At 38.7% G+C, this 15,001-nt stretch carries 14 protein-coding genes and 1 other annotated feature; of the genes, 1 reads left to right on the top strand and 13 read right to left on the bottom strand.

Annotated features, from left to right (window positions below; translation table 11 throughout):
- Positions 1-96: 96 nt before the first annotated feature.
- Positions 97-347: a binding site (T-box leader), on the bottom strand.
- Positions 348-433: 86 nt separating this feature from the next.
- The 13 genes from ytxC to BSO02S_RS05295 form a co-directional block, all read right to left on the bottom strand.
- A complete protein-coding gene (gene ytxC, locus BSO02S_RS05355; RefSeq protein ID WP_066063603.1) occupies positions 434-1,315 on the bottom strand; it encodes a putative sporulation protein YtxC in 882 nt (293 codons plus the stop codon).
- A gap of 130 nt (positions 1,316-1,445) precedes the next feature.
- Positions 1,446-2,372 carry a primosomal protein DnaI gene (dnaI, locus tag BSO02S_RS05350; protein WP_066063601.1) on the bottom strand — a complete coding sequence of 309 codons (927 nt, stop codon included), beginning with the start codon at positions 2,370-2,372 and terminating at the stop codon, positions 1,446-1,448.
- A gap of 13 nt (positions 2,373-2,385) precedes the next feature.
- Positions 2,386-3,774 (bottom strand): replication initiation and membrane attachment family protein, encoded by a 1,389-nt coding sequence (locus BSO02S_RS05345; RefSeq protein WP_066063600.1) that lies wholly within the window; start codon positions 3,772-3,774, stop codon positions 2,386-2,388.
- Positions 3,775-3,814: 40 nt separating this feature from the next.
- Positions 3,815-4,276, bottom strand: a complete 462-nt coding sequence (gene nrdR / locus BSO02S_RS05340) for a transcriptional regulator NrdR (protein WP_066063597.1) — start codon at positions 4,274-4,276, stop codon at positions 3,815-3,817.
- 100 nt (positions 4,277-4,376) lie between these two features.
- Positions 4,377-4,757 (bottom strand): hypothetical protein, encoded by a 381-nt coding sequence (locus tag BSO02S_RS05335; RefSeq protein WP_066063595.1) that lies wholly within the window; start codon positions 4,755-4,757, stop codon positions 4,377-4,379.
- A gap of 109 nt (positions 4,758-4,866) precedes the next feature.
- Complete coding sequence (gene speD, locus BSO02S_RS05330; RefSeq protein WP_066063592.1) at positions 4,867-5,241, bottom strand: adenosylmethionine decarboxylase; 375 nt, start codon at positions 5,239-5,241, stop codon at positions 4,867-4,869.
- A gap of 345 nt (positions 5,242-5,586) precedes the next feature.
- Positions 5,587-6,618: a glyceraldehyde-3-phosphate dehydrogenase gene (locus tag BSO02S_RS05325; protein ID WP_066063590.1), complete on the bottom strand. Its 1,032-nt coding sequence runs from the start codon at positions 6,616-6,618 to the stop codon at positions 5,587-5,589.
- 180 nt (positions 6,619-6,798) lie between these two features.
- Positions 6,799-7,410, bottom strand: a complete 612-nt coding sequence (coaE, locus tag BSO02S_RS05320; RefSeq protein ID WP_066063588.1) for a dephospho-CoA kinase — start codon at positions 7,408-7,410, stop codon at positions 6,799-6,801.
- Between the two features lie 20 nt (positions 7,411-7,430).
- A complete protein-coding gene (gene ytaF, locus BSO02S_RS05315; protein WP_268875982.1) occupies positions 7,431-8,108 on the bottom strand; it encodes a sporulation membrane protein YtaF in 678 nt (225 codons plus the stop codon).
- 60 nt (positions 8,109-8,168) lie between these two features.
- Positions 8,169-8,996, bottom strand: coding sequence for a DNA-formamidopyrimidine glycosylase (gene mutM, locus BSO02S_RS05310; protein WP_066063585.1), 828 nt, complete (start codon positions 8,994-8,996; stop codon positions 8,169-8,171).
- A 26-nt stretch (positions 8,997-9,022) separates the two neighbouring features.
- The gene (gene polA, locus BSO02S_RS05305) at positions 9,023-11,659 is read right to left on the bottom strand and encodes a DNA polymerase I (RefSeq protein WP_066063583.1); all 2,637 of its coding nucleotides are present in this window, start codon (positions 11,657-11,659) and stop codon (positions 9,023-9,025) included.
- A 19-nt stretch (positions 11,660-11,678) separates the two neighbouring features.
- Positions 11,679-13,097: a two-component system histidine kinase PnpS gene (gene pnpS / locus BSO02S_RS05300; RefSeq protein WP_066063581.1), complete on the bottom strand. Its 1,419-nt coding sequence runs from the start codon at positions 13,095-13,097 to the stop codon at positions 11,679-11,681.
- A complete protein-coding gene (locus tag BSO02S_RS05295) occupies positions 13,094-13,810 on the bottom strand; it encodes a response regulator transcription factor (RefSeq protein ID WP_066063579.1) in 717 nt (238 codons plus the stop codon). The genes pnpS and BSO02S_RS05295 overlap by 4 nt, the downstream gene beginning before the upstream one ends.
- A gap of 169 nt (positions 13,811-13,979) precedes the next feature.
- Here BSO02S_RS05295 and BSO02S_RS05290 point away from each other — a divergent pair, with 169 nt between their 5' ends.
- Positions 13,980-14,897: a nuclease-related domain-containing protein gene (locus tag BSO02S_RS05290; protein WP_066063577.1), complete on the top strand. Its 918-nt coding sequence runs from the start codon at positions 13,980-13,982 to the stop codon at positions 14,895-14,897.
- Positions 14,898-15,001: the final 104 nt, after the last annotated feature.

Below are 15,001 nucleotides of genomic sequence, written 5' to 3'. Positions count from 1 at the left end.
CCGTGTTTCCTTTATCTCAGTCGAAGCGCTCCAGTCCATACGCCGCTTAACGGCCGCTTCCGCTTTTCTAATGAAAATAAAAAAACCCGTCCCTGGAATAGGGACGAGTTTTGAAAACACGTGGTTCCACCCAATTTTTCACATTCAATAAAATAGACATTATTGAGAATGACTTTGGTCAGGTAACGGCTGTGACCGTCAACAATTACTTACTACAATAAAACATGAAGCGTTCACTGTTGAAGTTTAAAGGTGGTAAGTATATTTTCCGTGTTAGGAGACTTTCAGCCCTGGCCTCCCTCTCTAAGAACCGTAAAAAATACTGTTATCCTTATCATTACTTTTGCTATGATAAATTGCTATGTACGCTATTATATATAAGTTTTTTTAAAAAATCAAGGTACATAAAACTAAATATTGCCATTATTTTTTTCTATGCATGATTTTCCGAAGAATTGTTATCCTCCGCCCATTTCTTTACCTCACGAAGGGCCGTAAACGATTTAATCGTTACTCTTTCTTCAAAAATATTTTTGATTGTTCGAACAAGCGGCTCGTCTGGTGCTTTTGTATAAATAAAAATAGTTGTTGGTGCCAGCGATAACAGCGGGGCAATCGAGGCAGAATCCACATAGACTGGATGATTAACCAATAATTTCCGGTCAATCATTCTTGTTAATTCAGCTCTTTTGATTTCAAGAAGCTGCTCATTAAAAAAGGTAATTTCCTCATCAAATAATAAATGGAGAACATTCATTTTCGGCTCTCGATTCGTTAAGAAGTCACGCAGCATTTGCACAAACATTTGATATTCCTGTTCCATTTTGTATTCATCAATGGCAATTTCAACATAGCTTTCAAGCATCTGCAGATATGGACGTAAACGGAATTTAAGAAAAGAGTCAAAAGAAAAAGAAACATTTTCTTGAAAAATATGCTCGATGGCTTCCCTAATAAAATTTGGTTCCTCGCTTGGTTCTTTTAAAAATACTGCCAGATCTTCTCTTTGTCCATCAAGAACAGAATAGATCACCTCAATGATTTGCTGCTGCTCTTCCAAATCCTCATAAAAATAATGGTCCTTTAATATTGCCCTAAACCAGTCATCTCTTTTTATTTTCGTAATAAACTCATAAAAAACATTTTTAACAATACCAAAAATATCATTGGATAAGCCGCTATCTAAAATTTTTACTATATGTCTATCTTCTAAAAGAAGAATAGTTTCTTTATCCGGATTATATGGAACGTACTTCAGCAAGTGGTTATGAAACCTTTGTGCATCCAGCTTGCTTTGGAAGATGATTTCCGCCAACCAAATCCCCCCTTTGAGCCAATCTCTGTTCTAATATATATGGGGGACTTGGCCAAAATAGAAGTTATCTAAAAAAAAGGATTACCGAACTTTTCTTCGGTAATCCTCATTCATTTATTTATTAAATTTATTAGCGGCGGTTCGGACCGTCCACCAACACTGGCTCACTAAGGGAACGGATCCTCTCCATGATCCTGCGCGCTTTCATCTTCTCTTCCTCACCACGCTGGCTATAAGTTAAATGATGCTCTAGCTCTTTAAAATCAAAGTTTGAGGTGAAGAATGTCGGCAGACTTTCGAGCATTCGGAACTGGAGAATCGGACCGAGTACCTCGTCCCTTGTCCAGCTCGACATAGACTCAGCTCCAATATCATCAAGCATTAAAATCGGTTCTTTTTTCAAAGCTTCAATTTTTACATTTAGTGTGGAGTCAGCGATTGAACTTTTCATCTCTCTTAATAATTCAGGTACATAGACAATCATCGAAGAAATTTGTTTTTTTGCTAGTTCATTCGCGATGGCCCCTAATAAATAAGATTTTCCCACACCGAATTTCCCATACAGATAAAGCCCTTTTGGTTTTTTTCCTTCTTCATAATTCATAAGGAAGGTTGCGGCCCTGTCGCCCGCATCGAGCCGGCCTGAGTCTCCTTCAAAGTCCTCAAAGGTGGCTTGCAGAATATCTCTCGGTACATAAAGACTTTTGATAAGCTTTTCATTTTTCTTTTTTTCATCGGCCATAATTTTTCTTCCGCATTGTTTATAAACCACATCAATGGAGTTCCGTGATAAAACCAATTGAGGATGATACCCTTTCATAAAATTGATACACCCTTCAAGACTCTCACATTTATTGCAATTCTGACTTTGTTTTGTATACTCATATAGTTTACTCATGCTTTTTTCAATAATCGCTTGATTGATCTCGTTTTCATGCTCTGCTAAAAAGGCTTTAATATCCGGATGTTGAAGGACTTGCTGGCGCTGTTGTTCATAGCGTTTTTGAAAGTTCTCATTAGAGGCCAGTTTCCTCAATGTTCTATTGATCTTTTCCATTTTTGCTCATCCCCTATTTACGAAAAGCCTTTAATTTTTCTACAATTGCCCGCTTTTTCGCTTCCACTTCAGAATTGTTTCCCTCTGAGGTTTTTTCCCCTGCCTCTTTAGGGTTTTCATCAAACCAATCAGGAATTAGCTCGGTCCGAATTGGCTTTTTATTCGCAGACTTTCCAGCCTTTTTGCTTTCCTTCTGCCCAATTTCATTATTTTTTGCGAGTGCCATGGCTTCCTTCACTGTCTTCACTTTGGCTCTTGCCCAATAACTAGCAATTGACTCAACAAACGCCTTGTTAAATTTCATTTCCGATTTCCTTAGTGCTACGTCAATCAAAACATTTACAACACCAGGGGGAAGCTTATATTTTATCATAACTTCTTCCAAAACTTTCAAATTGGCTTCTGAAGGTTCCACACCACCTGAAAACTCTTTAAAAACGGTTAACGGTGAGGTAGTTTCATAAGATCGAATGAGCTTTTCTTCCGGTGTTGTTGGTTCAGATAATTGTACTTGAAGGGCAGCGGGCTGAGTACGGTTAATCAAACTTGGCAGTTGATCATAATTGGCAAATTGATACCAATCACGAGCACCTTTTCTTAATTCCTCGATATCAATTTCATCATTTGGATTAATGGCACCAAGGATGAAATTTTTCATTTCAATGGGATTTATATTATATAGAAATGCAAGATTACTAATAATATTCTTCACCTTTGGTGTCAGTGCTTTTTGTGGAACAAGCGATTCATTCAGACCTGCTGCTAACAATTCAAAATCGAACATATTGGTATCAATTTGAACCGGATTTATTTCATTTCTTCCAATAAATTGTTGATTTCCATCGGGATCAATATCCTTAGAAACGTCCTGAAGGTATTGGAGACTGCCGGGAGCGGCAGAAGCAAACACATCTTGGAAAGCTCTTGTAACCTCAAGATACTCATTTTCCACCGGCTTTTTTTTGTCACTAAAAAAGCGTTTCAGCCGAGCAAAATGATTTTTCCCAATCTTTCGATATAGATAAATATTTAACATCCCATCCAAAAAGAATTGTTCAGGATTTAATGGCGGATGGAGCTCATAGATAAAGGATCGTTCCCCTTCATCCGTTTTGACATAGGCCTTTAATAAGCCAATACCCTCCAGCTTTAAGCGCGCATTGTAAATGTCCTTTAAATTCATCTCTAATAGATTCATCAATAAATGGTGTGTAGACGATTCCGACCAAAGCCGATTTTCCTCTAGCTCCGCCCAAAGAGTCATATATAGGCTAAAGCAAGTCGAGCCAATCAAGGGCTGATATAAAAACGTCAGCACTTTACGATCATATTCATGCAGCAGCCCATTTGCCGCAACAGTATAACGGTCGATGGGGAGAATCTCCTGCCAATGCTGCGCCATATCAAACACCCTTTCCCTTGTTTGTTACCAGATTAGCTCCTTAGGATTTTTCCCTTTTGATTAATTCTTTTAATTCCTCAATGAACACATTAATATCTTTAAATTGGCGGTAAACAGATGCAAACCTTACGTAGGCGACCTCATCGACATGTGCCAGCCTGTCCATTACCATTTCACCAACGGCCTCACTTTTAATCTCAGAAATCCCCTGACTTCGAAGGTCCTTTTCAACGCCGTGCGTAATATCTTCTAATTCTTTAAGGGCAACCGGGCGCTTTTCACATGCCTTAATTAAACCCCGCAGTATTTTATCGCGGCTGAATTCTTCCCTCGTACCTTCTTTTTTTACTACGATTAGCGGGATTTCTTCAATTTTTTCAAATGTAGTAAAACGGTATCCACATTCTTCGCATTCTCGCCTTCTACGTGTTGCCCGTCCTTCATCAACAGGCCGAGAATCAAGCACACGTGTACCATAATGTTGACACGTTGGGCATTTCATTGTAATCAACTCCAAATTCTACGCAATAAGTCCCGAACAAAATCCTTACTTTCATCTTATTAAAAAGAGTATGTTTATACAAGTAGAAGTGTTATCTGTTTTATCTTCTTGCTACAATGGTATGTAATTGATTAATCCGCTCGTAATAAGAGATAATCCGCTTTTTTAAACTTGGATAACTTCCGAGCAAGGCAAATCTTTCGGTTGAAATATTAAAGTCTACAGCAGTTTCCATTGGTTTTGCAGAAATGATTGTCACAATCAAGAAACATGGAATGGGTTTACTGACCTCAACGGCAATTTCCCCCCGCTCTTTCGATACAGTCGTAATCCGGCAATCCGCATCTTCTCGAAATAACTTTTCAACTGAATCAAAAAGCTTGTTAAAACTCGCCTTATAATAATGAGTTTTTAAAGAATCCTCTGAATGACGGTCCGAGGTTTCAATTTGCTTTTTAAATCGACCAAATAAATTAGCCATAAAATCCCCCTATGGTTTTCTCATTTTCCTTAGTTTACAACATTATTAACAAAATATAAAAAGAGATGTACATTTGGTACACCTCTTGGCTGGTTAGTTTTTATTAAGATTATAGAACTTTTGCTTGTGGTACCCGGACAGGGCCCATTCCACGCGGAATTTCAATATTTTCACGTGTTTCGGCATTCAAGGCTTCAGCAATATAATCAGCAGCAATGTTAGGATTTAAATCACCGCAAGTATAAACATCAATGCTCGCATATCCATGTTCAGGAAAGCTGTGGATGGTTAGGTGTGATTCTGAAATAATCACGACACCGCTCACGCCTTGTGGTGCAAATTTATGAAACGCTACCTCACGGATTTCCGCACCTGATTTAAGAGCTGCCTCGACAAAAGTTGTTTCAATAAAGTCCATATCATTCAATTTTTCAAAGTCGCATCCCCAAAGTTCAGAGATTACATGACGTCCCATTGTTTCCATATTCATTTTTCCCCCTCTAACATTTTGAGATCCTTACTTGAAATCCTTTTTTTGACGGTATCCAAGCAACTACCACGGGGGAAAGTTAGTCCAGAGAGGTCCTAACCCTTTAAGTAATTAATTGCTACCTAATTTCAAGAAGTTCACGATGACTAGTATACTTAATTTATATTTTTTTTGCAACCTATCAAACATAAAATTTTTATAAGAATTATGTTCAGGCAAAATCATTGACCCCATTATTTAGCAATCAAAAATGATAATTTTAACTATATTTTATGCGGATAGGCCTAAAAAGCTACAAAAAAATGCTGTCAATCGACAGCATTTTCATACCCATTTTCTTTATCCAACCTTCACCTGGGAGGAATTTGCAATTTCCTCTGCCACATACATGGTGAGGTCGACGACGCGGGAAGAATAACCCCACTCATTATCATACCAAGCCAAGACCTTCACTTTTCTTTTCCCCATCACCATCGTTGAAAGTCCATCAATAATGGCAGAATGCTCGTTTGTATTAAAATCAACCGATACCAGCGGTTCCATCGTAAAGTCCAAAATTCCTTTTAATGGACCATCTGCTGCTTCAATAAACGCCATGTTAATATCATCAACCGTTACATCTTGATTTAAATCGACTACTAAATCCACCAGTGATACGTTCGGTGTTGGCACACGCAATGACATTCCATGTAATTTCCCCTTCAACTGCGGCAAAACAAGTGATAATGCCTTTGCTGCGCCCGTTGTGGTAGGAATGATTGATTGCCCGCAAGCACGGGCCCTTCGTAAATCCTTATGAGGGTTATCAATATTTTTTTGATCATTTGTATAGGCATGAATGGTGGTCATTAAGCCGCTGTCAATTCCAAACTTTTCGTCCAACACTTTCGCAACAGGTGCTAGGCAGTTGGTTGTACAGGAAGCATTAGAGATAATATCATGATGATTAATATCAAGCATTTCATCATTAACACCCATAACGATGGTAATATCCTCATTTTTTCCTGGAGCGGTTAGGATGACCTTCTTTGCTCCTGCTTCTAAGTGAAGAGCAGCTTTTTCCCTGGAATTAAACTTTCCAGTTGCTTCAATAACAATGTCAATCCCAAGCTCTCTCCACGGGAGCTCCTCTGGATTACGACTGCTTAATAATTTTATTCTTTTTCCATTAACAATTAACTCATTATCTAAAGGGATAACCTCTCCCTGAAAAGGTCCATGATTTGTGTCATACTTAAGTAAATGAGCTAATGTCTCTGCTGGATAGCTCGCGTTTATGGCAATAACCTCAAGCTTTTTCTCAAGGATCGCTTTTCTAAAAACCATCCTTCCAATTCTTCCAAAACCATTTATAGCTATTCTCGCCTTCATTTTACGGCCCCTTCCGCATTAATGTTATACTGTTTATTCATATCGATGTAATTAGTATAACATATTTAAAACAAAATGCGATATATAAATAGCGGATTTTTAATGTTTTACAATTCAGAAGGATTGTTAATATTTTTTGTCACTAAAAAGAAGGCCTGGACTGTGTCCCGCCTTCTTACATTACAAGGGCATCTTATTAATACCCCAGCTTTTTAAAACCTCGATGAGCTGTATTTTTGTATTTTCTACTAAACCATTATTATCAATAACTGAATCTGCCAGTTTTATTTTTTCAGCTAGGGGCATCTGAGAACGGATTCTTGCTTCAGCATCATCAACGGATAGATTATTTCTTTCCATTAATCGCTGTAATTGCACATCTTTGTCTACGTAAACAAGAATTGTTTTATCTACCATATACGTTAACTTGCTTTCAAATAATAAGGGGATGTCCAGAACAACCAGCTCATCCTTATTCTGTTTAGCCACTTCAATTTGTGACAGCATCCTTTTTCTAACTTCAGGGTGGACGATTTCGTTTAAGAGCTGTCTTTTGTCCTCTTGGTGGAAAATGATTGATCCAAGTTTTTGTCTGTCGATTTCTTCATCCTCCAATAAAATCTCCTGACCAAATTCAGCAATAATTTTTACGTAAGCAGTTTCTCCTTGCATCACCGCAAGGCGTGCTTCAATATCTGCATCAATAACGGTGATATTCCATTCTTTAAACATAGTGGAAACCGTACTTTTTCCACTGGCAATTCCGCCTGTTAAACCGATAACTAATGTCATGCTTTATTCCTTTCTAAGGCTTATAATTTCCAAATTCCAATAATGATTAACAAGATTCCGGGCAAGAAGGTGAACTTTTGAATCCATTCAAATTTATGAAAGAAAGTTCCGCTTCTTATTCCTAAAAGAACAAATAATGAACTCATGATCGCTACTGTTACGGCTAAATAAATGGGGGAGAAACCGAGCATGGCCGCCCCGATTCCGGCTCCAAAGGCGTCTATAGACAAGGCAAAGCCCAACATTAGAGCTTCTATTCCAGTAATGGTTCCGGATTGATCGAAATCGGCAGACATAGGCTTTTTCAAAATATTAATAGCCAACCCCAAAGAGCGAATTTCAAAATTAACAATTGTTTTTTCATGTTTGAGTACTTCTTTTTCTTTCTCTGGCCGGAAATATTGAAATATCACCCATGCCCCAAGAGCAATCAGAATGAATCCCCCCAGGCTTGCGGTGATTCTCGGTGATAAAACTTTTTCAAGGCCATGTCCGATCGACACGGCAAGTATCAAAGAGATAGCCGAACAGCTTGCAATAATGAGTACAGATTTTAACGGCATAACCATTTGTCTTAATCCGTAGGTAAACCCCACGCTAAAGCTATCAAGACTAAGAGCAAAAGCAAGGATGAGAAGTGAGAACAACTGAACCATGGTGTCTTGGACTCCTTCCTGAAAATCACTACGATAGTATATGGCAAGTGCCCATCCAAGGTTAATTATTCAATTTTCTCTTTTCCCGCTTTTTACATCCCTTTAGATTTTCTGGCAGCTTGGGCAATAATGGGTGCCTCTGCCGCCTACTGTCGTTTTCTCCAGCGGAGTTCCGCATCGTTTACAGTCTTCTCCCTTACGGCCGTATGCAAATAATTCAAGCTGAAACATACCTATTTCCCCTTGCGAATTTACATACGAGCGAATGGTACTTCCGCCCTTTTTGACCGCTTCGCTTAATGTAGCAACAATTTCTTGGTGAAGAATCGCTATTTCATTTTTGGTTAGTGTACTGGCAAGACGTTCCGGGTGTATTCCCGCCCGAAAAAGCGCCTCATCGACATAAATATTTCCAAGTCCAACAAAAAGTTTTTGGTCTAGAAGAGCCGTTTTAACCTTCCGACCGGTCTTTTCCAGCTTTTTAGCCAAATACGCTTTTGTAAATTCTTCCGAAAAAGGTTCTGGACCAAGTCCAATCAGCGGTTCCGTTAAAAATTCGTCCCCTTTTTTATACAGGTGCATCGTTCCAAATTTCCGCACGTCTCGATACCTAAGTTCTGTGTCATCGGTAAAGTGAAAGATCACATGGGTATGTTTATCAAATGGCTCATGCTTTGGATAAAGCCCGTACTTCCCTTCCATTCGCAAATGGGAAACTAAGGCGAAATTTCCTGTATAAATGATTAAAAATTTTCCCCGTCTTCCGACATCAATAATCGTCTCCCCTTTTAAGGCATCGACAAATTGCTCACCCTCAAGCGGGTTTTTAATGATCTTTGGCCAGAAGACGGTAATATTTTCGATTGTTTTGTTGACAGTTAATTTTTTCAACGTTTTCCTTACTGTTTCGACCTCAGGCAGCTCTGGCATTACTCTGGCCCCCCTTTGCTGTATATTTATTTCGCGTCAAACCAGGTTGGACCATACGCATAGTCCACTTTGAGCGGTACCTTCAATTCTAGGGCGTTCTCCATGACATCGGGGACCAATTTCTTCAAAATCTCCAACTCATCCTCAGGCGCTTCAAAAATTAATTCATCGTGTACCTGGAGTAATAGGCGCGTTTTTAACCCCATATCCTTTAATGCTTCATCCATATCAATCATTGCTTTTTTTATAATATCAGCGGCACTGCCTTGGATTGGAGTGTTCATAGCTGTTCTTTCTGCAAAACTTCTAATGTTAAAATTACGGGCTGATATTTCTGGCAGATACCTTCTTCTTTGCATGATAGTTGAAACATAGCCTTTTTGTTTAGCCGAGTGAATAATATCATCCATGTAGGTTTTGACACCCGGATAGGTATCAAGATAACGCTCGATGAAAAGGCCTGCTTCCTTCCTTGTGATTCCTAATGATTGAGAAAGACCATAATCGCTGATTCCGTAGACAATTCCAAAGTTCACGGCCTTTGCCTGACGCCTCATATTTGAGGTTACCTCATCTTTATTGACATGGAAAACCTCCATTGCTGTTTTCGTATGAATATCCATGTCATCCTTAAACGCTTGAATCAGCTTTTCATCGCCAGCAATATCAGCAAGAACACGAAGCTCAATCTGCGAATAGTCAGCAGCGAAAATGATCCAGCCCTTTTCTGATGGGACAAAGGCCTGACGAATCTTTCTTCCCTCTGCGAGACGAATCGGGATGTTCTGAAGATTAGGGTCAATCGAACTTAATCTTCCTGTCGCTGTTAAGGTTTGTTGATATCTTGTATGGATCTTTTCCGTTTTTGGATTAATTACCTTTAACAAACCTTCAATATAGGTCGATTGAAGCTTTCCTAATTGCCTGTAGAGAAGTATGTGCTCGATGATTTCGTGATCATCTGCTAATCTTTCCAAAACATCCGCTGATGTTGAATAGCCTGTTTTTGTTTTCTTTAACGAGGGCAGGTTCAACTTTTCGAATAAAATAACTCCGAGCTGTTTCGGGGAATTGATATTAAACTTTTCACCCGCTAGCTCGCAAATTCTCTCTTCAATTTCTACCAGCCTTTCATTAAGCTCTTTGCCCATTTTCTGGAGGCGCTCTTGTTCCACCTTAATCCCGCATGATTCCATATCAGCCAAAATAAGCGATAAAGGCATTTCGAGCTCTGTAAATAATTCATATTGTTCATTTCTTCTTAATTCATCTTCAAGTTTTTCTCTTAAATCAGACATAGCGAGACTTTTTCTCACTAGATGTTCGGCAAGCTTCGATGCTTCAGGAACTTTTCGTTTCGCCCCTTTTCCATAAAATGAATCATCTGATTGGATATGATTGATATCATATCTCTTTGTAATCGCTGCTAGGTCTTCAATATTATCGGAAGGGTTAATGATATAGGCCGCCATCAAAATATCAAAATCGGTCCCTTTTAAATGGATGTCATGCCTTCTTAAGGAAACCTCTGAACGCTTCGCATCATAAACCGTTTTCTTTTTCCCTTCATCTTCTGCCCACTTTTTAAAGGCCTTTGACTCCAATGCCTGCGCTGTTGGCAAGTAAAAATGGCCTTTTTCATTGACAAGGGAAAATCCAATTATCTCGGCATAATGATAATTATCATCAAGCATTTCAACGTAAAAATAATTGTCATCAGCAAAAATTTCTTCCGTAATTTCAGTCGGAATCAAATACTCAATTTCTTCAAGCTCCTGCTCCATTGTTCCTATTGGATCCTCGCCAAGCTTGTCTAATAGCGAATGAAAGCCTAATTCTTTAAATAAGGCCACTAATTTCTCTCTCGTAAATCCCTCGTAAGCGGCAGCTTCTAAATCCACTTCTACCGGTGCTTTCCTTTCAATTGTAGCAAGCTCCTTGCTCATTAATGCCTGGCTTTTAAATTCTTCAAGTTTTTCCTTAAGCTTATTACCACTTACTTGGTCAATTGAGTCCAAAAGATTTTCCAGCGTTGAAAACTCTTTTAACAGCTTGATGGCTGTTTTTTCGCCAACCCCTGGGACACCGGGAATATTGTCGGAGGCATCACCCATTAATCCCTTCATATCAATAATTTGCTCAGGGACCAGACCGTATTTTTCGGCCACATGTGCAGGGGTATATTCTTCAATATCCGTAATCCCTTTTCGCGTGATCCCGACAGTTGTCGCGTTAGACGAAAGCTGTGTTAAATCTTTGTCACCGGAAATTACTTTCACTTCAAAGCCATCCTGTTCGGCACTTAAGGAAAGGGTACCGATAATATCATCTGCCTCATAATTTTCAAGCTCATACCTTGAAATACCGTAAGCATCGAGCAGCTCCCGTATGAACGGAAATTGCTCAGAGAGTTCCGGCGGTGTTTTTTGCCGCCCGCCTTTATATTCCGTAAAGGTTTTATGACGGAATGTTGTTTTTCCGGCATCAAAGGCGACTAGTATATGGGTTGGTTTTTCATCTTCGAGAATTTTCATCAGCATCATCGTAAATCCATAGACTGCATTGGTGTGAATTCCTCGGTCGTTATTAAGCAGCGGTAGTGCAAAAAAAGCACGGTAGGCAATACTATTCCCGTCAATCAGCACAAGCTTTTTCTTTTCCATCTATATTCACCTTCCATTATCATGTCAAGTCCTTATTAAGTTCGATTATAAAATCGCTTCCTTCGCCCAATTTACTTCTTACACTTATGTTTCCATGGTGCGCTTCTACTAAATGTTTGACAATCGCCAAACCAAGTCCTGTCCCACCCGAGTTACGATCCCTTGCCCGGTCTACACGATAAAATCGTTCAAAAATACGAGGGATTTCTTCCTTTTCAATTCCAACCCCTGAGTCCTTCACATGGATTCGGACTTTTTCGTTGTGTTCCAGCAGGATTATTTTCACATTCCCATCTGTGGGTGTATAGGTAATAGCATTGCCGATTAAATTGATAAACACTTGCTTTAATCGATCGATATCACCCTTTATTATCACTTGTTCTTTTTTACAATAAAGCTCAAGAAGAATATTCTTTTGTTGAGACTTCCCGCTTACTATTGTGATAACTTCTTCCAATACAGAACGCAAATCTACTTCCTGAATGGTTAATTTAAAGCCTTGCTGCTCTATTTTTGATAACTCTAACAGGTCCTGTATGAGTGATTGAAGCCGGTCGCTCTCTTTTAAAATAATCGAAAGAAAGGCATCCAATGTCTCTTTATCGTTCATTGCCCCATCCATTAGCGTTTCAGTAAACCCTTTAATTGATGTAACAGGTGTTTTTAATTCATGTGAAACGTTGGCAACAAAATCCTTGCGCATTTGCTCGAGTTTTTTCAGTTCCGTAATGTCATGAAAAACGAGCAATACCCCTTTCCAAACATTGTTTGCCCCAATAATCGGAACACCGTAAACAATAAAATATCTTCTTTCAATAAAAAAAGGAACAAGTAATTGTTTACTAACCTTTTGTTCGGTCCGAAAAACTTCTGCAATTATTTGACAAATTTCCTCATAATCAATGACTTCATAATAAAGCTTATATAAAAAATCAGTTGGTTTCACATGAAAAATATCAATAAATCCCTTATTGATTAGATTTATGTACCCACGGCTGTCGATTAAGACTAACCCCGCCCCCATATTTTCAATTAATACACTCAACCGATCCTGCTGCATTTCTTTTACTTTTATGAGTTCTTGAAGGTTTTCTGCCAGCCTATTAATGGACCTTCCTAGCATTCCTGTTTCATCAAGCCAATCAGCCGTTGTTCTCGCACGGTAGTTTCCTTTTGCTAGTTCAATGGCTACATCGGTTGCGGCTTCAATCTGTTTTGTATATCTAGAAGTAATTCTTATCCCAAGATAAATGATGACGCTTAAGGCAATCCCAAGGCTGATGAACAGTATCAACAAGAATTCTATGTTTAGATGATCTTTAAGTGATTCCAAAAATTTGTTATTCAATAAATGACCAAGCAATATTCCTAATCCGACTAATACAGTAATGATTAAGGTGATTAGCGCAATTAGCAGCCTTGTTCGGAATTTTGTCATTTTCCTTTGGGCTCCTCCAATTTATAGCCTAGGCCTCGAACCGTTTTAATATAGACTGGCTTTTTTGTTTCCTCTTCAACTTTTTCTCTTAAATGTGAGATATGTACATCAACAATTCTAGTATCGCCAGCAAAGTCGTAATTCCAAACAGCACTAAGTAATTGATCACGGGTCAATACTCGCCCCTTATTTTGCGCGAGGTAGAAAAGCAGTTCATATTCCTTTAATGTCAACTCTAAAAGCTCTTCATTAAAGTAGGCTTCGTATTTTTCGGGATAGATTTTCAAACTGCCAATATCTATTTGTCCGGCCTCATTACTATTTGCATCAATAACCTCTGATTGGACCTGGGTTCTTCGAAGGATGGCCTTGACGCGGGCGATTACTTCTCTTGGACTGAAGGGCTTGACCATGTAATCATCTGCGCCAAGCTCTAGGCCTATTATTTTATCAAGCTCATCATCTTTTGCCGTTAACATTAAAATGGGTGTCATGATTTGTTTTTGACGAAGCTGCTTGCACACTTCCATTCCATCTAATTTCGGCAGCATCAGATCTAATACGATAATGTCAGGTGCCTCAGTTTCAGCTCTTCGTCTGCCCTCATCGCCGTCCATAGCGGTTATGACTTCAAAACCCGCCTGCTCCAGATTATATTGAAGCAAAGTAACAATTGACTGTTCATCATCGACAACTAGTATTTTATTTTTCATAATATCCCCCACTTTATAAGTTACCTTCATTATATATATAACATTTAGAGATTATCTAGTTTTATGGGTTGATACATTTAATAAGAATTAACAAAATCGTCATGTTTCTGTGTGGTCTCCTGCTGCATTTTTTGTAAAATGAACTTAGGAATAAGAAAGGAAGTGAAGTATGGCATACAAACAACGAACTGTCCCAATGGAATTATTGATACTAAGAATTTTGGACGTCCGAGGGAAATTATCCCTAGCGGAGCATAAGTATTATGTGAATAAGGAAAAAGGGTTTAAAGGTGAAGTTCAGTTCGATTTATTGACAGAGAAACTTCAAAGTGATTGCTTAATATTAAATGATTTGCTGCTAGAAGTTGACAATTCGACTTTCCAACTTGATACCACCATTATTTACCAGGATTTAATTTACCCTTTTGAAGTAAAAAATTATGAAAGTGATTTTATTTACAAACCTGACATGCTTGTAACAACTTCTGGAATGGAATATAAGAATCCACTGGACCAACTAAATCGCAGCAAATTCTTGCTTAGCCAATTACTTCAAAAGCTTGGCTATCATTTAGTCATTGAGGGATCCGTAGTGTTTATTAACCCCGAGTTTACTCTATATCAGGCGCCCCCAAACGTACCCTTTATTTTTCCTACACAGCTAAATCGATTAATGAAAAAATTAAATGCACTGCCTTCAAAACTAACTAACCGGCACAGGAAGCTTGCTGATAAGCTGGTTTCTTTACATCAAACTAAATCGAATTATACCAAGCTGCCGCCTTATAAGTACGATGGATTGCGAAAAGGTAATACGTGTGCGGTATGCAGGTCGTTTAAGGTTACTGTCCCTGCAGATGAGAGAAAAATAGTGTGTGCATGTGGGCATGTGGAAAGGATTGAGGATGCTATTTTGCGAAACGTGAAGGAAATTCAGCTGTTGTTTCCGGAGAAAAAGATTACCACTAATTGTGTGCATGAGTGGTGTGGGGGGATTGTTTCTCAAAAGGTAATTAAGAGAATTTTAAAACAGAGCTTTGAACAGAAAGGAAAGAAAAAACATACCTATTATGAAGAATTAACTTAGGCATTGGCTTTTATGAGGTATGCATAAGTTTTATTAACCAAGGAGTGGATATTTTCCACTCTTTGGGTTTTATGCAATACTCTCATCGACCGTTCTCGGGTGTC

Origin of the sequence: Neobacillus soli NBRC 102451 (genome assembly GCF_001591665.1) — a bacterium.
In the GTDB taxonomy this organism is placed as follows: Bacteria; Bacillota; Bacilli; order Bacillales; family Cytobacillaceae; genus Neobacillus; species Neobacillus soli.
Note: the sequence above shows the minus strand (reverse complement) of the source record. Positions and strands in the feature narration are given on the sequence as shown.

Excerpts from the sequence above, each read along its gene's own strand:
- dnaI (WP_066063601.1), bottom strand. The coding sequence starts at position 2,372 with ATGGAAAAGATCAATAGAACATTGAGGAAACTGGCCTCTAATGAGAAC.
- BSO02S_RS05345 (WP_066063600.1), bottom strand. The coding sequence starts at position 3,774 with ATGGCGCAGCATTGGCAGGAGATTCTCCCCATCGACCGTTATACTGTT.
- nrdR (WP_066063597.1), bottom strand. The coding sequence starts at position 4,276 with ATGAAATGCCCAACGTGTCAACATTATGGTACACGTGTGCTTGATTCT.
- BSO02S_RS05335 (WP_066063595.1), bottom strand. The coding sequence starts at position 4,757 with ATGGCTAATTTATTTGGTCGATTTAAAAAGCAAATTGAAACCTCGGAC.
- speD (WP_066063592.1), bottom strand. The coding sequence starts at position 5,241 with ATGGAAACAATGGGACGTCATGTAATCTCTGAACTTTGGGGATGCGAC.
- BSO02S_RS05325 (WP_066063590.1), bottom strand. The coding sequence starts at position 6,618 with ATGAAGGCGAGAATAGCTATAAATGGTTTTGGAAGAATTGGAAGGATG.
- coaE (WP_066063588.1), bottom strand. The coding sequence starts at position 7,410 with ATGACATTAGTTATCGGTTTAACAGGCGGAATTGCCAGTGGAAAAAGT.
- mutM (WP_066063585.1), bottom strand. The coding sequence starts at position 8,996 with ATGCCAGAGCTGCCTGAGGTCGAAACAGTAAGGAAAACGTTGAAAAAA.
- polA (WP_066063583.1), bottom strand. The coding sequence starts at position 11,659 with ATGGAAAAGAAAAAGCTTGTGCTGATTGACGGGAATAGTATTGCCTAC.
- pnpS (WP_066063581.1), bottom strand. The coding sequence starts at position 13,097 with ATGACAAAATTCCGAACAAGGCTGCTAATTGCGCTAATCACCTTAATC.
- BSO02S_RS05295 (WP_066063579.1), bottom strand. The coding sequence starts at position 13,810 with ATGAAAAATAAAATACTAGTTGTCGATGATGAACAGTCAATTGTTACT.
- BSO02S_RS05290 (WP_066063577.1), top strand. The coding sequence starts at position 13,980 with ATGGCATACAAACAACGAACTGTCCCAATGGAATTATTGATACTAAGA.